Origin of the sequence: Streptomyces sp. NBC_00057 (genome assembly GCF_045041165.1) — a bacterium.
Lineage (GTDB): Bacteria > Actinomycetota > Actinomycetes > Streptomycetales > Streptomycetaceae > Streptomyces.
This window is the reverse complement of record NZ_CP108256.1, coordinates 2,105,510-2,125,003: the sequence shown is the minus strand read 5'-3', so window position 1 is coordinate 2,125,003 and position 19,494 is coordinate 2,105,510. Positions and strand designations below refer to the sequence as shown.

The 19,494-nt window shown below is 70.2% G+C and carries 18 protein-coding genes and 3 pseudogenes; 3 read left to right on the top strand and 18 right to left on the bottom strand.

The window, feature by feature from the left end:
* Positions 1-53: 53 nt before the first annotated feature.
* Positions 54-668: pseudogene (locus tag OG953_RS10085) on the top strand (DsbA family protein); the annotation flags it as partial.
* Between the two features lie 27 nt (positions 669-695).
* Here the strand turns inward: OG953_RS10085 and OG953_RS10080 are convergent.
* The 14 genes from OG953_RS10080 to OG953_RS10015 all read right to left on the bottom strand — a co-directional run bounded on the left by OG953_RS10080 (position 696) and on the right by OG953_RS10015 (position 14,188).
* On the bottom strand, positions 696-1,460 hold the full coding sequence (locus OG953_RS10080) for a sirohydrochlorin chelatase (RefSeq protein WP_405683567.1): 765 nt from the start codon (positions 1,458-1,460) through the stop codon (positions 696-698).
* An 8-nt stretch (positions 1,461-1,468) separates the two neighbouring features.
* Entirely contained in the window at positions 1,469-2,347 is an 879-nt protein-coding gene (locus tag OG953_RS10075) for an ABC transporter permease (protein ID WP_405683565.1), read from the bottom strand.
* Complete coding sequence (locus OG953_RS10070) at positions 2,334-3,122, bottom strand: ABC transporter ATP-binding protein (RefSeq protein WP_405683563.1); 789 nt, start codon at positions 3,120-3,122, stop codon at positions 2,334-2,336. The genes OG953_RS10075 and OG953_RS10070 overlap by 14 nt, the downstream gene beginning before the upstream one ends.
* A gap of 43 nt (positions 3,123-3,165) precedes the next feature.
* The gene (locus tag OG953_RS10065; protein ID WP_405683561.1) at positions 3,166-4,281 is read right to left on the bottom strand and encodes an aliphatic sulfonate ABC transporter substrate-binding protein; all 1,116 of its coding nucleotides are present in this window, start codon (positions 4,279-4,281) and stop codon (positions 3,166-3,168) included.
* A gap of 244 nt (positions 4,282-4,525) precedes the next feature.
* A complete protein-coding gene (locus tag OG953_RS10060; RefSeq protein ID WP_405683559.1) occupies positions 4,526-5,869 on the bottom strand; it encodes a sulfate adenylyltransferase subunit 1 in 1,344 nt (447 codons plus the stop codon).
* Between the two features lies 1 nt (position 5,870).
* Positions 5,871-6,806 carry a sulfate adenylyltransferase subunit CysD gene (gene cysD / locus OG953_RS10055; RefSeq protein WP_405683557.1) on the bottom strand — a complete coding sequence of 312 codons (936 nt, stop codon included), beginning with the start codon at positions 6,804-6,806 and terminating at the stop codon, positions 5,871-5,873.
* Positions 6,803-7,372 carry an adenylyl-sulfate kinase gene (gene cysC, locus OG953_RS10050; protein ID WP_405683556.1) on the bottom strand — a complete coding sequence of 190 codons (570 nt, stop codon included), beginning with the start codon at positions 7,370-7,372 and terminating at the stop codon, positions 6,803-6,805. The genes cysD and cysC overlap by 4 nt, the downstream gene beginning before the upstream one ends.
* Positions 7,372-8,085: a phosphoadenylyl-sulfate reductase gene (locus OG953_RS10045; protein WP_405683554.1), complete on the bottom strand. Its 714-nt coding sequence runs from the start codon at positions 8,083-8,085 to the stop codon at positions 7,372-7,374. Before OG953_RS10045 ends, cysC begins: the two co-directional genes overlap by 1 nt.
* Positions 8,082-8,261, bottom strand: a complete 180-nt coding sequence (locus tag OG953_RS10040; RefSeq protein WP_405683552.1) for a hypothetical protein — start codon at positions 8,259-8,261, stop codon at positions 8,082-8,084. Before OG953_RS10040 ends, OG953_RS10045 begins: the two co-directional genes overlap by 4 nt.
* The gene (locus OG953_RS10035) at positions 8,258-9,955 is read right to left on the bottom strand and encodes a nitrite/sulfite reductase (RefSeq protein WP_405683550.1); all 1,698 of its coding nucleotides are present in this window, start codon (positions 9,953-9,955) and stop codon (positions 8,258-8,260) included. The genes OG953_RS10040 and OG953_RS10035 overlap by 4 nt, the downstream gene beginning before the upstream one ends.
* A 115-nt stretch (positions 9,956-10,070) precedes the next feature.
* On the bottom strand, positions 10,071-10,154 hold the full coding sequence (locus tag OG953_RS10030) for a putative leader peptide (RefSeq protein WP_405691757.1): 84 nt from the start codon (positions 10,152-10,154) through the stop codon (positions 10,071-10,073).
* Positions 10,155-10,324: 170 nt separating this feature from the next.
* Complete coding sequence (locus OG953_RS10025; RefSeq protein ID WP_405683548.1) at positions 10,325-10,918, bottom strand: GNAT family N-acetyltransferase; 594 nt, start codon at positions 10,916-10,918, stop codon at positions 10,325-10,327.
* 91 nt (positions 10,919-11,009) lie between these two features.
* The gene (locus OG953_RS10020; protein ID WP_405683546.1) at positions 11,010-12,296 is read right to left on the bottom strand and encodes a GAF domain-containing protein; all 1,287 of its coding nucleotides are present in this window, start codon (positions 12,294-12,296) and stop codon (positions 11,010-11,012) included.
* A 254-nt stretch (positions 12,297-12,550) separates the two neighbouring features.
* On the bottom strand, positions 12,551-14,188 hold the full coding sequence (locus OG953_RS10015) for an acyl-CoA dehydrogenase family protein (protein WP_405683545.1): 1,638 nt from the start codon (positions 14,186-14,188) through the stop codon (positions 12,551-12,553).
* 17 nt (positions 14,189-14,205) lie between these two features.
* Between OG953_RS10015 and OG953_RS10010 the strand changes: the two genes are divergently transcribed.
* On the top strand, positions 14,206-15,381 hold the full coding sequence (locus tag OG953_RS10010; RefSeq protein WP_405683543.1) for a YihY/virulence factor BrkB family protein: 1,176 nt from the start codon (positions 14,206-14,208) through the stop codon (positions 15,379-15,381).
* A gap of 76 nt (positions 15,382-15,457) precedes the next feature.
* The gene (locus tag OG953_RS10005) at positions 15,458-16,201 is read left to right on the top strand and encodes a DUF6597 domain-containing transcriptional factor (protein ID WP_405683541.1); all 744 of its coding nucleotides are present in this window, start codon (positions 15,458-15,460) and stop codon (positions 16,199-16,201) included.
* Here OG953_RS10005 and OG953_RS10000 read toward each other — a convergent pair.
* From OG953_RS10000 to OG953_RS09985, 4 genes and pseudogenes are all read right to left on the bottom strand, one after another.
* Entirely contained in the window at positions 16,138-16,584 is a 447-nt protein-coding gene (locus tag OG953_RS10000) for a VOC family protein (protein WP_405691755.1), read from the bottom strand. The genes OG953_RS10005 and OG953_RS10000 overlap by 64 nt on opposite strands.
* 231 nt (positions 16,585-16,815) lie before the next feature.
* Positions 16,816-16,986 (bottom strand): annotated as a pseudogene (locus OG953_RS09995) (transposase); the annotation flags it as partial.
* A 22-nt stretch (positions 16,987-17,008) separates the two neighbouring features.
* Positions 17,009-18,571 carry a 3-hydroxyacyl-CoA dehydrogenase gene (locus OG953_RS09990; RefSeq protein ID WP_405683539.1) on the bottom strand — a complete coding sequence of 521 codons (1,563 nt, stop codon included), beginning with the start codon at positions 18,569-18,571 and terminating at the stop codon, positions 17,009-17,011.
* A 261-nt stretch (positions 18,572-18,832) separates the two neighbouring features.
* Positions 18,833-19,465, bottom strand: a pseudogene (locus OG953_RS09985) (CoA-transferase subunit beta); the annotation flags it as partial.
* Positions 19,466-19,494: the final 29 nt, after the last annotated feature.

The following is a 19,494-nucleotide window of genomic DNA, read 5'->3' as shown; positions in this document are numbered from 1 at the left end:
GATCAGTAAGCCAATACCTGGCTGGGCTCGACGCATGACTACCTCACCGCACCCCGGACACGGGCAGGACCGCCGTCGATTTCTACTTCGACCCGGCCTGCCCGTTCGCCTGGATCACCTCCCGCTGGATGCTGGAGGTGGAGCAGCAGCGCGACATCGAGCTCCGCTTCCACGTCATGAGCCTCTACCTGCACAACATCGGCAATGAACTCCCCGACTGGTACCGAGAACTGGTCGACAAGTCGATCGGTCCGGTGCGGGTCGCGGTCGCGGCGGCCGCCCACCACGGTGATGCCGTGCTCCGCGATCTCTACACCGCGATGGGCAGCCGCATCCACCAGCAGAAGAACGAGGACCTCGACGAAGTGATCGCCGAATCCCTCGCGGAGCTCGGTCTGCCCGCCGCGCTGGGTGCCGCCGCGCACCTTGAGACGTACGACGTGGCACTGCGACGCAGCCACGACGCCGACAAGGATCCGGAGGCGGACGCCTACGTCGGTACGCCCACGATCCATGTCGACGGCTCGGTCTGGTCCGGGCCGGTCCTGCGGGCCGTATCGCGTGGCGAGGAGGCGGCGCGGGTCTTCGACAGCTTCCGGGTACTTGCCGGGAATCCGGACCTCTTCGAACTCAAGCGGACCCGCACGGGCAGCCTGGACGTGGGCTGATGAACGTCGGCCTCTACGCACCGAGCTCTACGCGCTGAGCGACGCCGGCCGTGCGAGCGGGACGCGGGCCTCGTCGTACCGGGTCAGCAGCAGTCGTGCCAACTCCGTTGAAGCGCCCAGGACATCGGCCAGTACATCCGCCCCGGCCGCGCCCGCGGCGATACGGTCCGGGAGCCGGCCGGGCGCGATGACGTAAAGGGCCACTGCCACCCGCCGCACACCTTCGGCCCGCAGAGCCTGTACCGCGTCCTCGGTGCGGGGAAACCCCGCGGGGGATGCAGCGGAGGCGAACGCAGGCCGCACGGCGCACCAACCGGTGTGCCGCAGCTCCCGCGCGATTTCAGCGATCACTGCGATCGCCTCCGGGTCCGTGGAGCCCGCCGAGGCCAGGACGAGCCCGGTCGAGCTTCGGTCACCGGGACGGATCCCGGCTTCGTGCAGCCGCCGTTCCAATGCCGAATTCAGCAGGGGTGACGGGCCGAGCACCTCGGCCTGCCGGATGCGCAGCCGAGGCAGTACGGTCCGGGCCTCGTGCAGCACCGTGGGGATGTCGGACTTGGCATGGAAGGCCCGGGTGAGCAGCAGGGGGAGCGCGATGACGTCCCCCGCGCCTTCTGCGGCCAGGCGCTCCAACACCCTTGGTATCGACGGCGCGTTGAAATCCAGGAAACCGGTCTCCACGCGCTGCCCCGGCCGCAGCGACCGTACCCGCGCGGTGAGCGCGTGCACGGTTGCCGCGTGCCGCGGGTCGCGGCTGCCGTGGGCGATGACGAGAAGGACCGGGGCGGACATGGCGTGGCTCAGTTCTTGACGAGGAGACCGCGGCTGCGCAGCACCCACCGCTCCAGCGGACTGAAGATCAGCAGGTCGATCGCGATGCCGACGAACAGAATCAGGATGATGGCGAGGAAGATGCCGGGCATGTCCGCGTTGTTGCGGCCGTTCTCCATCAACTGACCGAGCCCCAGGCCGAGATCGGGGGAGGACGCGATGATCTCGGCGGCCATCAGCGAGCGCCAGGAGAACGCCCAGCCCTGCTTGAGACCGGCCAGATAGCCGGGCAACGCCGCCGGCAGCACGATGTGCCAGGTCCCGCGCAGCCCGGTCGCGCCGAGCGTACGGCCCGCCCTCAGGAACAGCGGCGGCACCTGGTCGACGCCGGAGACCAGCCCGTTGGCGACCGAAGGGACGGCGCCCAGCAGGATCACGGCGTACATCATCTTGTCGTTCAGCCCGAGCCAGATCACGGCCGGTGCCACCCAGGCGACCGACGGCAGGGACTGCAGCCCGGACAGGACCGGGCCGATCGCGGCCCGTACGAACTTCACCCGGGCGACCAGCAGACCCAGCGGCGTACCGATGGCCACGGCCATCAGGAAGCCGAGCAGACCGCGCGAGACGCTGGTCCAGACGACCTCCAGCAGCGTCCCCTGAAGCCACATGTCGGCCGCGCTGCTCCACACCGCGGCCGGTGAGGGCAGTTTGTAGTCGTCGGTGACCTGGGCCTCGACGAGCAGCTGCCAGACGGTGATCACCAGCGCCACCGCGAGCACGGGTGGCAGCACCTTGCGCAGCAGCACCTCGCGCACCGGGGTGCGGCGCACCTGCACGGCGTCCAGCGCGTCGAGCCCGGCCTCCAGACCGGCCAGATCGTCAGGCTTCGTGTCAGTGCCGGCCATGACGGCGGATCTCCCCACGCAGTTGTTCGGTGATCTCGACGGACAGCTCGGCGACCGCGTTGTCCTCGATACGGCGTGGCTGCTCGATGTCGACCGTCCACTCGCGGGCGATCCTGCCGGGGCGGGACGACAGCAGGACGACCCGCTCGGCGAGCCGCACCGCTTCGCGCACATTGTGTGTGACGAAGAGGACCGAGACGTTCGTCTCGCGCCAGATCCGGGTCAGCTCGTCGTGCAGCACATCCCGGGTGATGGCGTCGAGTGCGGCGAACGGTTCGTCCATCAGCAGCAGTTGACTGTCCTGGGCGAGGGCGCGGGCCATTGCCACCCGCTGCCGCATACCGCCCGAGAGTTCATGCACACGCTTTTTGTACGCCCCGCCCAGCCGTACGAGTTCGAGCAGCCGCTCCGCTTCCGCGCGTCGCCGGGACTTGGCCATGCCGCGCAGCCGCAGCGCGAGTTCGATGTTCTTGCCCGCGGTCAGCCACGGGAACAGGGCGTGCTCCTGGAACATCAGGGCCGACCGCCCTCCGGGGGTCTCGATGGACCCCGCGGTCGGGCGGTCGAGTCCGGCCACCAGATTGAGCAGCGTCGACTTTCCGCACCCGGAGGCTCCCAGGAGGGTGACGAACTCGCCCGGTGCGACATCGAGCGTGATGTCGTCCAGGACGAGCTGCTGCCCCTGCGGTCCGCCGAAGGACTTGGAGACATGTGCGATACGGGCGGCGTGCCCGACCGCTGTACGGTCCTCGGCCTTGGTGAGGGTGGTCGCCATGGTCGTCACCTCCTGGGAATCCTGGGCTCGGGTTCGGTCGGTCTCACTTGACGCCGAGACCGGCGTCGGCGACCTCGGGCTTGCCCGCGGCCTTCAGGACCTTGTTCAGCGGCTTCAGGTCGTAGATGCCGGTCAGGTCCGGCTTCTCCAGCAGACCGGCCTTCACCGCGTGCTCGGCCTCCGCGTTCAGAGTGGCGGCCAGCGGGTCGTCGGTGATCTGGATCGACTTCCACGCCGGGTCGAGGACTGCGGCGGGCAGCGCCTTGCCGGTCAGCTTCGCGAGCGCGGCGTTGGCGGAGGCCTTCGCCTTGTCCGGGTTGGCGTTGATCCATGCGTTGGTCCTCACCGAACCGCGCAGCACCGCCTCGACGACATCCGGGTGCTCGCTCAGGAACTTCTGCGACACGATGATGTCCGTGATCACGAACTTGTTGTCCGGCCACAGCGTCGACTCGTCGAGCAGTTCCTCGGCACCCTCGGCGACCAGCTTGGAAGCGGTGGGCTCGGGGACCCAGGCGCCGTCGATGGAACCGGACTTGTAGGCGTCCGGGGTCACCTTGTTGTCCGTACGGACCACGGAGACGTCGCCCTTGCCGCTCTGGGCGTCGATCTTCCAGCCCTTCTCGGAGATCCAGTTGAGGAAGGCCACGTCCTGCGTGTTGCCGAGCTGCGGGGTGGCGATCTTCTTGCCCTTGAGGTCGTCCAGGGTCTTGATCTTCTTCGGGTTCACCACCAGCTTCACGCCGCCGGAGGCGGAGCCGCCGATGATCCGCAGGCTCTTGCCCTTGGACTTGGTGAAACCGTTGATGGAGGGCGACGGGCCGATGAAGCCGATGTCGATCGAGTCGGCGTTGAGCGCCTCGATCTCGGAAGGGCCCGCGTTGAACTGCGAGGTCTTGAGCCGGGTGCCGCCGAGTTCCTTCTGGAAGATCCCCTCCTGGTCGCCGACCAGCGCGGTGGCGTGCGTGAGGTTGGGGAAGTAGCCGATCCGCACGGTGTCCGTGGAGAGCTTCTTCGCGTCGGCGGCGACGTCCGACTTCCTGGAGTCGTCGTCCTTCGCCTCGGAGCCGTAGCCGCAGGCGGTGAGCGCGACGGCGAGCAGCGACAGGGCGGCGGCAGCGGCGAGGCTGCGGCGGAGCGTGGTACGGGGGGCAGGCACGGGAGGTTTTCCTCTCGTTGGCCCGGTGATCGCGTCCCCCGGAAACTACGGGGACGCGGCCGGGAAGTCGGCAGGTCTTCGTCTGAACCGGCTGTGCAGGCGGCGCGGTTGGTGCAAGCGGGCGCGCAGGCAGTGCGCGTACGTCATCGCGCACATCGCGCGACCCCGCCCTGGCCGCTGCCGAGGGCGCCGCTGCCGACGCGGCCGCCCTCCTTCGCGAAAGTGGAGTAGATGTCGATACTCATCAGAAGTTCCATTCGGCGTCGTCGGTGGCCGCGGCCTCGGGCTCGGCCACGGCGGCGAACGAGGCACCGGTCATGCCGGCCGTCAGCGTGGCGCCGTCCGCCGGGTCGATCAGGAGGAAGGAGCCGGTGCGCCGGGAGTCCGCGTACGCGTCGAGCGCCAGCGGCTCCGCGGTGCGGACGACGACCTGGCCGATGTCATTGGCGACGAGCCGGCCGGGTGCCGGGTGCTGGGAGAGGTCGTCCAGCGTGAGGCGCGAGGGGATGTCCTTGACGATCGCCTTGACCGTGCGGGTGGTGTGCTTGAGCAGAACCCGCTGGCCCACAGCGAGCGGCTGGTCCGCGACATGGCAGACGGTCGCCTCGACGTCCCTCGTGACCGCCGGTGCGTCGTCGGCCGGGGCGATCAGATCACCGCGCGAGATGTCGATGTCGTCGGCCAGCCGGATCGTCACCGACCGGGGCGCCCAGGCGATGTCGACGCTCTCGCCGAGCGCGTCGATCGCGGTGACCGTCGACGTACGGCCCGAGGGCAGGACGGTGATGGACTCGCCGACGCGGAAGGCACCGGCCGCGATCTGGCCCGCGTAGCCCCGGTAGTCCGGGTGCTCGGCCGTCTGCGGCCGGATGACGTACTGGACGGGGAAGCGGGCGTGGCAGGCGGTGAGGTCATGGCTGACCGGCACCGTCTCCAGGTGTTCCAGGACCGTCGGGCCGCCGTACCAGTCCATGCGCGAGGACGGTTCCACGACATTGTCACCGGCCAGTGCGGAGATCGGGATCGCTGTGATCTCCGGGACGCCGAGGGATTCGGCGTACGCGGTGAACTCCTCTGCGATGGCGGCGAACGCGGGCTCCGCGTAGTCGACCAGGTCCATCTTGTTGACGGCCAGTACCACATGCGGCACCCGCAGCAGCGCGGCGACAGCGGCATGGCGGCGGGTCTGCTCGACGACACCGTTGCGGGCGTCGACCAGGACGACGGCCAGCTCGGCCGTCGAGGCCCCCGTCACCATGTTCCGGGTGTACTGCACATGCCCCGGGGTGTCGGCCAGGATGAACCGGCGGCGCGGCGTCGCGAAGTAGCGGTAGGCGACATCGATGGTGATGCCCTGCTCGCGCTCGGCCCGCAGACCGTCGGTCAGCAGCGCCAGGTCGGGCGCCTCCTGGCCCCGGCTGCGCGAGGCGTGCTCGACGGCCTCCAACTGGTCGGTGAGGACCGACTTGGAGTCGTGCAGAAGACGTCCCACGAGGGTGGACTTGCCGTCGTCGACGGACCCCGCGGTGGCGAACCGCAGCAGGGTGGTGGTCGACAACTGCTCTGCGTGCTGGGTGAGTGCGGTCATCCTAGAAATACCCCTCGCGCTTACGGTCTTCCATCGCGGCCTCGGACATCTTGTCGTCGGCACGCGTCGCGCCCCGCTCGGTGAGCCGGGAGGCGGCGATCTCGGTGATCACGGCGTCCAGCGTCGTCGCATCCGAGTCGACGGCGCCGGTGCACGACATGTCGCCGACCGTGCGGTAGCGCACCTGCCGGGTCTCGACCTGCTCGCCCTTCTTGGGGCCGCCCCAGTCGCCCGCGGTCAGCCACATGCCGGATCGGTTGAAGACCTCGCGCTCATGGGCGAAGTAGATCTCCGGAAGCTCGATGCCCTCACGGGCGATGTACTGCCAGACGTCCAGCTCGGTCCAGTTGGAGATCGGGAAGACCCGGACGTGCTCACCGGGGGCGTGCCGGCCGTTGTACAGCTGCCAGAGCTCGGGGCGCTGGCGGCGCGGATCCCACTGGGAGAACTCGTCGCGCAGCGAGAAGACCCGCTCCTTGGCACGCGCCTTCTCCTCGTCACGGCGCCCGCCGCCGAACACGGCGTCGAAGCGGTGCTGCTGGATCGCCTCGGTCAGCGGCACGGTCTGCAGCGGGTTACGGGTGCCGTCCGGGCGTTCGCGGAGCTTCCCGGCGTCTATGTACTCCTGCACGGAGGCGACATGGAGCCGCAAGCCGTGCCGGGCCACCGTCCGGTCGCGGTACTCCAGCACCTCGGGGAAGTTGTGCCCGGTGTCGACGTGCAGCAGCGTGAACGGCACCGGCGCGGGCGCGAACGCCTTGAGCGCCAGATGCAGCATCACGATGGAGTCCTTGCCGCCGGAGAACAGGATCACCGGCCGCTCGAACTCGCCCGCCACCTCGCGGAAGATGTGTACGGCCTCGGACTCCAGGGAGTCCAGGTGGCTGAGTGCGTACGGACTGTCGGTGCCTTTCGACACAGCCGCGACGGTCGTCACGCTGCACCCCTCTCGCTCAGCAGCGCATACAGCTCCGCCGCGGACTCCTGCACGGTCTGCCGGTGCGACTCGATCCGCAGATCCGGCGACTCGGGCGCCTCGTACGGGTCGTCGACCCCGGTGAGCCCGCTGATCTCGCCGGCCGCCTGCTTGGCGTAGAGGCCCTTCACATCGCGTACGGAGCACACCTCGACCGGAGTCGCGACATGCACCTCCAGATACGCGGTGCCCTCGGCCTCGTGCCGCTTGCGTACCGCGTCCCGGCTGTCCGCGTACGGGGCGATGACCGGGACCAGCACCTTCACGCCGTTGGCCGCCAGCAGCTCGGCGACGAAGCCGATCCGCTGGACGTTGGTGTGGCGGTCCTCGCGGGAGAAGCCGAGACCCGCGGAGAGGAACTCCCTGATCTCGTCGCCGTCGAGCACTTCCACGCGGTGGCCCTCGCCGCGCAGTTGCCCGGCGAGTTCGTACGCGATGGTGGTCTTGCCCGCGCTCGGCAGACCGGTCAGCCAGATGGTGGCTCCCGTCTCCGTCACGCTCATCGAGATCTCCTGATCAGTCGTCATCAGTCGTGCAGCCCGCATTCGGTCTTGCCCCGGCCGGCCCAGCGTCCGGCGCGTGCGTCCTCGCCCTCCAGCACCCGGCGGGTGCAGGGCGCGCAGCCCACGGAGGCGTATCCGTCCATCAGCAGCGGGTTGGTGAGAACCCCGTGCTCGGCCACGTACGCGTCGACGTCGTCCTGCGTCCAGCGGGCGATCGGCGAGATCTTCACCTTCTGCCACTTCTCGTCCCAGCCGACGACCGGGGTGTTCGCCCGGGTGGGGGACTCGTCGCGGCGCAGCCCGGTCGCCCAGGCCGCGTACGAAGTCAGGCCCTCCTCAAGGGGCTTGACCTTCCGCAACGTGCAGCACAGGTCCGGGTCGCGGTCGTGCAGCTTCGGACCGTACTCGGCGTCCTGCTCGGCCACGGACCGGCGCGGAGTCAGCGTGATGACGTTGACGTCCATCACAGCCTCGACCGCGTCGCGGGTGCCGATCGTCTCGGGGAAGTGGTAGCCGGTGTCGAGGAAGACCACGTCCACACCCGGAAAGGCGCGCGAGGTGAGGTGGGCGACGACGGCGTCCTCCATGGACGAGGTGACGCAGAACTTCCTGCCGAAGGTGTCGGCGGCCCATTGGAGGATCTCCAGCGCGGAGGCGTCCTCCAGCTCCCGGGCTGCCCGCCCGGCCAGTTCCGTCAGCTCCTCGACGGTGCGTTCTTCCATCTGAGTATCTGTCATATCCCGTCCGGTTCAACGTCGTTGCGCTGCAACCCCCGGGTCAGCAGACCCAAGAACTTCAGCTGGAACGCGCGGTTGCAGGAGGCACATCCCCAGGCGCCGTGGCCGGTCTCGTGCGGGCGCAGGTCCTCGTCACCGCAGTAGGGGCAGTAGAACGGGGCGGCGCGTTCGCTCATGACAGCGACTCCGCACTGGCACGCGCCGCCCAGGTCGCGAACCGCTCGCCGTCCTCGCGCTCCTCCTGGAAGCGGCCCAGGACCCGCTCGACATAGTCGGGCAGTTCGGCCGAAGTGACCTTCAGGCCGCGGACCTTCCGGCCGAAGCCGGCCTCCAGGCCCAGTGCGCCACCGAGGTGCACCTGGTAGCCCTCGACCTGGTTGCCGTCGGCGTCCAGGACGAGCTGGCCCTTGAGGCCGATGTCCGCGGTCTGGATGCGGGCGCAGGCGTTGGGGCAGCCGTTGATGTTGATGGTGAGCGGCTCGTCGAACTCCGGCAGGCGGCGCTCCAGTTCGTCGATCAGCGAGGCGCCGCGTGCCTTCGTCTCGACGATTGCCAGCTTGCAGAACTCGATGCCGGTGCAGGCCATCGTGCCCCGCCGGAACGGAGAGGGCTTCACCTGGAAGTCGAGCGCTTCGAGGCCGGCGACCAGGGAGTCCACCCGGTCCTGCTCCACATCGAGGATGAGCATCTTCTGCTCGACGGTGGTGCGCAGTCGGTCCGAGCCGTGGGCGGCCGCCAGGTCGGCGATCTTGGTCAGGGTGGAGCCGTCCACGCGGCCGACCCGGGGTGCGAATCCGAGGTAGAACCGGCCGTCCTTCTGCTGGTGGACGCCGATGTGGTCGCGCCAGCGGCTGCTGGGCTCCGCGGGCGCGGGCCCGTCGATGAGCGGACGCTTCAGGTACTCGTCCTCCAGTACCTGGCGGAACTTCGCCGGGCCCCAGTCGGCCATCAGAAACTTCAGGCGGGCGCGGGTGCGCAGCCGGCGGTACCCGTAGTCACGGAAGATGCCGACGACCCCGGCCCAGACGTCCGGCACCTCGTCGAGAGGCACCCAGGCGCCCAGCCGCTCGGCGAGACGCGGGTTGGTGGAGAGCCCGCCACCGACCCAGACGTCGAAGCCCGGGCCGTGCTCGGGGTGGACGACGCCGACGAACGCGATGTCGTTGATCTCGTGCACCACGTCCTGCACCGGTGAGCCGGAGATCGCGGTCTTGAACTTGCGCGGCAGGTTCGAGAATTCCTTGTTGCCGATGTAGCGCTCGTGGATCTCGTCGACCGCCGGCGTCCCGTCGATGATCTCGTCCGCGGCGATCCCGGCCACCGGGGAGCCGATGATCACGCGGGGGCAGTCGCCGCATGCCTCGGTGGTGGAGAGCCCGACGGCCTCCAGCTTCTCCCAGATCGCCGGGACGTCCTCGATGCGGATCCAGTGCAGCTGGATGTTCTGCCGGTCGGTGATGTCCGCGGTGCCGCGCGCGTACTCCTGCGAGATCTCGCCGATGACCCGCAGCTGCCCGGTGGTCAGTCGGCCGCCGTCGATCCGGACCCGCAGCATGAAGTACTTGTCGTCCAGCTCCTCCGGCTCCAGGATCGCGGTCTTGCCGCCGTCGATCCCGGGCTTGCGCTGGGTGTAGAGGCCCCACCAGCGCATGCGTCCACGGAGGTCGTTGGGGTCGATCGAGTCGAAACCGCGCTTGGAGTAGATCGTCTCAATGCGTGTCCGCACATTGAGACCGTCGTCGTCCTTCTTGAACTGCTCATTGCCGTTGAGCGGAGTGTGGTGCCCCACGGCCCACTGGCCTTCGCCACGGTGGCGTCCGGCCTTGCGGCGGGGCGTGGTGGTCGCAGGCTGTTCCGGGGTAGCGGCCATGACGGTACGTCCTTCGGGACTGCAGGAGGGCGGCTCTGAACTGCACACTCGCGCTGAGGCGCGGCGGTGCGCAGGGTTTGCAGAGAAAAAGGGGATCGCGGCGGTGCTGGGACTCTCAGCTCGCCGGACAGATGGCGCTGGATACGCGGCCGAGGTCGACGTGGCGTCGACTCACCAAGGCGGTTCCAGTTCCAGACATGACGGAAGCGTGTCACGCGAATCTCGGGCCAGTCCACCACTATCCATGATGTGGACGGGACTGTCCCGTGATGCGAGACTGTGTGGCGCCCATCGCTCGGCCCGCCCGGGCCGGGCCGTCCGCAATGGCCGCAATCTCCCTACTTGTCGCCGGGAATCGCTGTCCGCGCGCTACCGCGCCGCCCCCGGCCACGGCCCCGGCGTCGCCGCCTCGGGCTCCAGCTCCACCTTTGTGTCGAACAGCTTGAAGCCGCGCCGCAGATAGTTGTCCATGGCGTGCGGGCCGTCCTTGGAGCAGGTGTGCAGCCACACCCGCTTCGTCGGTGTCCGCTCCGGCCAGCGTTCCGCCAGGTCCCAGGCGCGGGCGACGCCCTGCGAGAGCAGATGGCCGCCTATCCGGCGCCCCCGGAAGGCCGGTATCAGCCCGAAGTACATGATCTCGACCACGCCCTCGTCCTGCGGGTCCAGCTCGATGTATCCGGCCGGGGTGCCGTTCTCGTACGCCACCCAGGTCTCCGCCCCGGGCCGGTCCAGGGCCTCCTGCCACTGCGCGTATGTCATCGTGAGCCGGTCCGTCCACTGGATGTCGCCGCCGACCGCCGTGTACAGGAACCGGCTGAACTCGGGCAGCGGGACCTCGGACCGCACGATCCGCACGTCGCCCTCCGGGACCGCGGCGGGACGCAGATCGTCGGGGGAGGTCTGTTCCAGGGACCAGATGGTCACCTCGGCGGTGGTCACAGCGGTGTGCGCGGGGTTGTTCATGGCTGCCAGGGAACCATGCCGCGCGGCCGGAGCCCAAGCCGGTCCCGCAGCTCGGACAGCGGGACCGCCGGCAAGCGGCGGGAGAGAGGTCCTAGGAGCCCTTACGTGCCCTGACCACCACCGGAGCCGTCGAGCGCGGCAGCAGATCGGCCGGATGATCCGGTTGGATCACCTCCACCTCGACCCCCTCGCCGAAGCGGTACGGGCGGTGTGCGAGCACCTCCGCGAGATGGCGGCGTATCCGCGAGATCTCCGCCCGCACCGTCACCGTCCGGGTCGCGTCGCCGAAGATGTCCTCCGCCAGCTCGGATGCCGTACGCCCATCGCGGTGCAGCGCCAGGGCGTACAGCAGCTCCGCATGGCGCGGCGAGAGCCGCTGCGTCCAGGTGCCCACCGCACTCACCACATTGGCCGTGAGCCCGCGCGGCCGGCTCAGGTCCAGCACCACCCGTCGCGGCGGCCCGTCCGAAGACCCGTCCGTGACCTGCACCAGCCAGCCGCCGGGCAGCGGCTCGACCTGGCACATACCGAGCGACGGCAGCCACACCCGGCCCGGCTGCAACGACTTCGGCAGCGGCAGCCGGTCGACCGGCGGCATTCCGGTCACCGCGGCGAGCCAGCCGTGGGTGTCCACCGCCAGGGCCCGTCCGCCCAGCCGGCACAGCAGCGGCGCCGCCACCGAACGCAGCCGGTCGATCGCCTGGAGATGGCGGTTCCTGATCTCGCTCTCGGCCAGCCTGGCGACCGAACCGACCAGGGCGAGCGAGGCCGGATGGAACGTGTACGCCGGACCGCTGATGTCGACGATGCCGATCAGCCGGCTGTCCCGCGGATCACGCACCGGGGCCGCCGCACAGGTCCAGTTGTGCAGACTGCGCACGAAATGCTCCGACGAATGAACCTGGACCGGGGTGCGCGAGACGAGCGCCGTACCGATCGCGTTCGTCCCCGTGCTCGCCTCCGCCCAGGTGGCGCCCTCCGCCAGACAGATGCCGTCAGCCCGGCGCAGTACCCCCGCATTGCCCTGGCGCCACAGCACCCGGCCCTCCACATCCGTGACCACCACGATCTGCTGGGCAGCATCCGCCAGGGAGACCAGACCCTCGCTCAGCAGCGGCATCACCTCGCCCAGCGTCGAACTCCGGCGCCGGTGCTCGATCTCGTCCATCTCCAGCAGCACACTCTCGGTGGACTGATCCGGATCGATACCGCTGCGCAGCACCCGGTCCCACGAGGCGCTGATCTCCGCGCGCGGGGCAACCGGTGAACGCCCGCCCACGAGCCTCGCCTCCCTGGCCCGGTGGATCAAGCGTAGGGCCTGGACGGACCGCGGCACAGCCGATCGCGTCACCTCGGCAGCGCTCGTCTCCACTCTCATTCCCCCCAGATGCCAGGGCCGGACAAACGGCCCCCGGGCCCATCCTGCCCGCTGCGAGGGTCCCGGCAGTGCGCACTGCACACAATGGTTGCAACCCTTTGCAACTCTGGCGAGGGGGTGCAGGTCCGTACGAGAGTGACGGAACACCGCACGGCGGCGCCTGTGCCTCGCTGTTCGGTGTGCACAGCATGGAGGGCGGTGCCGTGTCGGCGCAGCACCACCCTCCGTTGCTGTACCTCTCCGTACCTCTCCGGCTAATGCTCGACGGGCCGCGCCCGTTCCACGACCGATGCCAGATCGAGGCTGTGCGGCAGCGTCCCGAATGCCATGCCCCAGTCCCCGCCCAGCCGTGACGCACAGAACGCGTCGGCGACTTCCGGCGGCGCCCAGCGCACCAGCAGCGAACCCTGCAGCACCAGAGCCATCCGCTCGACCAGCCTGCGGGCCCGCGCCTCGATCCCGTTCAGATCGGCGAGCTCCGTCAGCATGTCCTTGATCGCCCCGTCCAGCCGGTGATCGGCACCGCGCGCCCTGCCGACCTCCTGGAGGAACGCGTTCAGCGCCTGCGGTTCGCGCTGCAGCGCCCGCAGGACGTCCAGGGCCTGTACGTTCCCGGAGCCCTCCCAGATCGAGTTGAGCGGCGCCTCGCGCAGCAGCCGCGGCATCCCGGACTCCTCGACGTATCCGTTCCCGCCCAGGCACTCCAGCGCCTCGCCCACCATGGGTGTGCACCGCTTCGTCACCCAGTACTTCGCCGTGGGCACCGCGATCCGCAGGAACGCGGCCTCCGCCTCCGTACCGGCGTCGTACGCGGCGGCCAGCCGCAGTGCCAGCACCGTCGCCGCCTCGGACTCCAGCGCCAGATCGGCCAGTACGTTCCGCATCAGCGGCTTCTCGATCAGCACCCCGCCGAACGCGCTGCGGTACGTACAGTGGTGGACCGCCTGTGCCACCGCCTGCCGCATCAGCGCCGCCGAACCGACCACACAGTCCAGCCGGGTCGCCGCCACCATCTCGATGATGGTGCGGACCCCGCGTCCCTCCTCGCCGACCCGGCGCGCCCACGTCCCGTCGAACTCGACCTCGCTCGACGCGTTGGACCGGTTGCCCAGCTTGTCCTTGAGGCGCTGGATCGCGAACACGTTGCGGGTGCCGTCGGGCAGCACCCGGGGCAGCAGGAAGCACGTCAGCCCGCCGGGTGCCTGCGCCAGCACCAGGAAGCCGTCGGACATCGGCGCCGAACAGAACCACTTGTGCCCGGTGAGCAGATACTCACCGTCGGCGGACAGCGGCTCGGCCCGTGTCGTGTTGGACCGCACGTCGGTGCCGCCCTGCTTCTCCGTCATGCCCATCCCGAAGAGCACGCCGGCCTTCTGCGCAGCGGGCCGGAGCCCCCGCTCGTACACCGACGACGTCAGCCGCGGCTCCCACTCGGCGGCCAGCACCGGATCGGTCCGCAGCGCGGGCACCGCCGCGTGCGTCATCGAAAGCGGGCAGCCGTGCCCGCCCTCGGCCTGCGTCCACACCAGGAACCCGGCCGCGCGCCGCACATGACCGCCGGGCCGGCCCCAGGCATCGGTCAGCCCGGCGCCGACCGCGTGCCCGAGCAGCCGGTGCCAGGACGGGTGGAACTCCACTTCGTCGATGCGATGCCCGTACCGGTCATGGGTGCGGAGCTTCGGCGGATTCTCGTTCGCCTGCGTGCCCCACTCCTGGACCTGCGCGGACCCCGCGGCCCGGCCCAGGTCGTGGAGCTCCTCGCGCACCCCCGCCAGCCGTTCGGGCGCGAGATGCCGCTCCACGGCCTCGGTGAGCGCGCGGTCGGCCGCGAAGACGTCGTAGCCGACGAGCGGCGGGACCTGATTGGACACGGTGTGGGTGGTGGCTGCCATGCCGATACGGTAAGGACGTGCAGGCAGCAAATGAAACACCCGAGCGGCCACCGGGTCGGCTCCACCGGGCCCGAGTCCTCTACCGCAACGTATCCAAGCGGCAGATGGCCTGGCAGTTGCTCAAGGACACCGTCAACTCGTGCATGGAGTACCGCATTCTGGGACTCGCGGCCGAGGCGGCGTTCTTCACCCTGCTGTCCCTGCCGCCCCTGCTGCTCGGCCTGATCGGACTGCTGGGGTACGTCGACGAGTGGACCAGTACCACCACGGTCGCCTCCATCGAACGCAATATCCTCAACGCGGCGCAGACGGTCCTGTCCGAGCGGGGCGTCAACGACTTCGCGAGACCGCTCCTGGCGGACGTCACGACCGGTGCCCGGCCCGATGTCATCTCGATCGGTTTCGCGATCGCGCTCTGGTCCGGGTCCCGCGCCGTGAACGTCTTCATCGACACGATCACCGTGATGTACGGCCTCGACGGCCAGCGCGGCATCGTCAAGACGCGGCTGCTCTCCTTCCTGCTGTACATCGTCGCGCTGCTGCTCGGCGCGGTCGTACTGCCGCTGCTGGTGGTCGGCCCCGACCGGGTCGTGGAGTTCGTCCCGTGGGGCACGGAAGTCATAAGCGTCCTGTACTGGCCGCTGGTGATCCTGCTGTCGATCGCGTTCCTGACGACGCTCTACCACGTCTCCGTGCCGGTCCGGTCGCCGTGGATGGAAGACGTGCCGGGCGCGCTGGTGGCGCTCGCCATGTGGGTGGTCGGCAGCTTCCTGCTGCGGATCTATCTGACCAGTACGGTCGAGGGGCCGACGATCTACGGGTCGCTGGCCGCCCCCATCGCCGTGCTGCTGTGGATCGGCATCTCCGCGTTCGCGGTACTGGTGGGGGCGGCGGTCAACGCCGCCATCGACCGGGTGTGGCCGTCGGTGGCGACGGCGGCGGCACGTGCGGCCAACGACCGGGCGCGGGCCGCACAGGCCGCGGAGTTGGTGGCGCGGACGAAGGCGGAGTGCGACGAGGACGGTGAGAGTCCCTATATGCCGTCCGAGTTCCCGGAGCGGTGGTCGCGGTTCCTGCCGCCGGACGATGTGAAGTCCCGGCTGCTGCAGCCGAGGGGCGAGAAGGACATCGCCAAGGACTCGGCCAACGAGGCGGAGCAGGAGACGAAGGGGCCCCGGGAGTCCCGTTCGTAGCGGGGACAGCCCTTACGGCCTCCCCCACGACAGGGAGTGGGCTCCCGGCCGTGGGGGAGGCCGATAGCGTGGAGCCATGGGCGACACGTACGAGGAGCGGGAGTCCCGGTTCGGCGGGGCGATCGTCTGGACCCGGCAGGTGCCCGAGGGGCCTGTCCGACCGGTACTGCCCGACGGCTGCATGGACCTGCTCTGGACCGACGGCCGGCTGCTCGTCGCCGGGCCCGACACCCGTGCGTACGAGCCCGCCGGGGTGACCGGCGGGCGGTTCACCGGCATTCGGTTCGCCCCCGGCACCGCCCCGGTGCTCCTCGGCGTACCGGCGGACGAACTGCGTGACCAGCGGGTCGAGCTCGCCGATCTGTGGCCGGCCGCCCAGGTGCGGGTACTCGCCGAGCGCATCGCCGACGCCGCCGACCCCGCCGCGGCCCTGGAGTCCGTGGCACTGCTGCGGGCGGCCGAGACCGGGCCGGCGGACCCGCTGATGCGGTCCGTCGCCGTGCAGCTGGCGCGGGGCCGGTCCGTCGCCGACACCGCGCACACGGCCGGTCTCGGCGCCCGCCAACTGCACCGCCGTTCCCTGGCGGCCTTCGGCTACGGGCCCAAGACCCTGGCCCGGATCCTGCGGCTGCGGCGCGCGCTCGCTCTCGTACGGTCCGGAACGCCGTACGCCGAGGCGGCGCTCGCGGCGGGCTGCACCGACCAGGCGCATCTCGCGCGGGAGATGCGCGAACTGGCCGGTACGACCCTGACCGCCTACTGCGAGGCGTTGGCGAACAGCGACACCGCGCAGCCGTCCGGGTCGAGGACCACCGCGTAACGCTGCCCCCACACGGCGTCCCACGGCTTCAGATGGCCCCGGTACCCGGCGCCGGTCAGATCGTCGTACACCGCGTCCACTTCCGCCGGACCGTCGCAGCGGAACGCGAGTCCGACCCGGTCGCCGCCCCGCGCACCGGACCACTCGGGGTCGTAGGAGCGGATGACGTCCTCGGTGTCCCACATGAGGCGCTGCCCGCCCGGCAGGGTCACTTCGACATGGGGTGCGGAATCCGCCCCGGCCGGGATATCGAGTCCGAGCCGGCGGTAGAAGGCGAGCGATGCGGCCAGATCCGCGGTCGTCATGCCGATCGCGTCGAGTCGTGGAGTCATGGTCCGAACGTAGAACGGACACGCGCCACGGGTCTTGTACGAATCGGTCATCGGGCGAGGGCGCCGACGGAACACACGGCACGCCCGACGGCGACACCTCGTACGCGACGAAGGAAGAGGCGGCAGCCTACGCAGGGGCCTTCCTGAGGGAACACGCCGTTGATCAGCCCTAGGGTCGGCGTCGGGCCCAGATGAGAATCGCGGAGAGGTGGAGCGCCCCCCGGTAGGCAATGGCGAGCTTGTCGCATGGCCAGGCCGCGCCACTGCGGGCCGTTTGGGGCGACCGAGCTCGGCGGGCAGATCCCGCCACGGCGAGCAGGTGCGGTACTTCCCTGCGATGGCCTCAAGAGTCCGGCGGCGGTCGGCCCACCGCCGCCCCCGGACCGGATCGGCCGGCATCAACGGCGCGATCCGGGCCCACATCGAATCAGTGATCACTGATCGGACGGACACCTACGGTCAACCGACCAAACCGTCAAAGAGACACGCTCCAGTGGTCCAGGCAGTCGGCGGGCACCGTGCCCGGGTCCGCCAGCGCCAGGCCGAGTCGGGCGCGTTCGGTGACCCAGCGGGTCGGGCGGTGACGCGGGTCGCCGGTCGTCGTGTGCAGCGACCGGTGCAGCCGCAGCATCCGGTCAGCGCCGATCCGGTCCCCCCAGGCCAGCGGCCCGACCGGATAGCCGAGACCGGTGGTGACGGCGAGATCGATGTCCGCCGGGGTGGCGAGGGAACGCTCGGCGATCGACGCGGCGACGGAGACGATCGAGGCCAGCAGCCGCTGCGCGACCGAACCCGCCGTGTCCCGTACCACCGACACCGCGTACGGCTCGCCGCCGTCCTCCGCCGCCCGCGCCAGCACCGCACGGGCATCCCGTGCGGCAGCCGGGTCCGCCGCCGGGGTCACGGCCAGCACCCGGCGCTTCCCGGCCGCAGCCAGCGGGTCCGTGCCGAACGTGCGCGCGGCGGGCAGTCCGTGCGCGGCGACCGCGGCGGCCACCGTCGTACCCCAGACCGGGACCAGCACCAGTGCGTCGGCGGACGGCTCCGCACCGCTCTCGACGACGGCGCCCGCCGCGGTCAGCGTCCGCCGCAGTGCGGTCGCGTCCGGCTCCGCCGCACCCCCGACCACGTACACCGGGCGGTCCGCATCCCCCTTGACCGGCGGCTCCGGAACCGGGGCCGGTGCGTCGGGGCCGTACGCGAACCAGCCGCGCCCGGTCTTGCGGCCGTGCAGTCCCGCGACCACCCGGTTCGGGGTGAGGTAGGAGGGGCGGAGCCGGTCCGCGTACCGGAAGCCCTGCCAGATCGAGTCGATGACGGCGGCCGTCACATCCAGACCGGTGAGGTCCATCAGCTCGAACGGACCCATCCGCAGGCCGAGCACGTCCCGTGCGATCCGGTCGATGTCCGCCGGTTCGGCGACCGACTCCTCCAGCAGTGCGAGCGCCTCGGTCACCAGGCCGCGACCCGCGTGGTTCACCAGGAAGCCGGGCGTGTCGGCGACCGTCACCGCCAGGTGGCCGCAGCCCTCGACGAGCGCGGTGAGCAGCGGCGGGATCTCCGGGCGGGTGGCCGCGCCCGGCACGATCTCGACGATCTTCATCAGCGGCACCGGGTTGAAGAAGTGCAGCCCGGCCAGGCGCGTCGGGTCCTTCAGCTCCGCGGCGATCCGGGTGACCGACAGCGAGGAGGTGTTGGTGGCGAAGACCGTCGAGGCGGGCAGCGCCCGTTCCAGTCGGCCGAAGACCTCCGCCTTGGTGGCCAGATCCTCCCGTACCGCCTCGATGACCAGCTCGCAGTCCGGTCCGTCCGCCCACGGGTCATCCAGCGGAACCAGCCGTTCCACAGTGGCGGCGGACTCCTCGGCGGAGAGCCTGCCCTTCTGCACGGCGCGGTCGAGCATGGACCGCACGAAGTCGACAGCGGCCGTCACCGCCTCCGGGCGTACATCGCACAGCTCGACGGTGTGTCCGGCGCTCGCAGCCCACTGGGCGATGCCGCGGCCCATGGCTCCGGCGCCGACGATTCTGATACGCATGGTGGTTGGGGTCCTCTCGGCGGTGCTGACGGCGGGTGGGCCGACTGGGGCCTGCCCGGAATTCAGACCGACCGGCAATTGGGGGGCGGCGTCACGGGGCCGGGGTACGCACCTCGCGGCGTTGTCGTCAATCACCATGTTCCCCGAGCTCTCGGCTTCGCTCGAGCAGGGGAGGCCCCATTCGCCATGGCTCAATCCTCCGCCTTGCGATGCACGCACCCCAGCCCCGCTCCTTCACCCAGCCCCAATTGCCGGTCGGTCTCAACGAAGATAGACGCGCTCGGGGTCGACGTCCTCGCGCAGCAGCCGCAGCTCGGCCGCGGTCGGCGGCGGCACGGTCGCCACCGTGTCGGCGACCTCGAGATCCCAACCGGTGGCCGCCCTTACCTGCTCGGCGGTGACGCCCGGGTGGACGGCGACCAGCCGCAGCTCCTCGCCGACACCTGCGCGGGCCAGGATGCCCAGTTCGGTGATGACTCGGGTGACACCGGCGCCCAGCGGCCTGATGTCTTCGGCCAGTGCGCGGTCGGGGCCCGGGGTGGTGCAGAAATCGAGCGTTTCGGTGAAGGAACGCGGATTGTGGCGGCGCATCACCACGAAGACCTCACGGGAGTTGGCCATCACCTCGACACCGCCGCCCGAGCCGGGCAGCCGGACCGACGGACTGTCCCGGTCGCCGATCACGGACGTGTTGCTGCCCCACCGGTCGATCTGCGCGGCCCCGAGGAACCCCACGTCGATGTGGCCACCCTGCAGCACACAGCCGAACAGGGCGGGCATCGACAGAACCGCTTCGGCGCCCGTGATCAGGACTGCGTCGGCGATGGTCTCCGGCAGGTGCGAGGGGTGGGCGCCGCAGACTCCGGACTCGTGGACGACCTCGATCTTATGCGCGTGACCCCACCGTGTCAGCGGCTATTGAT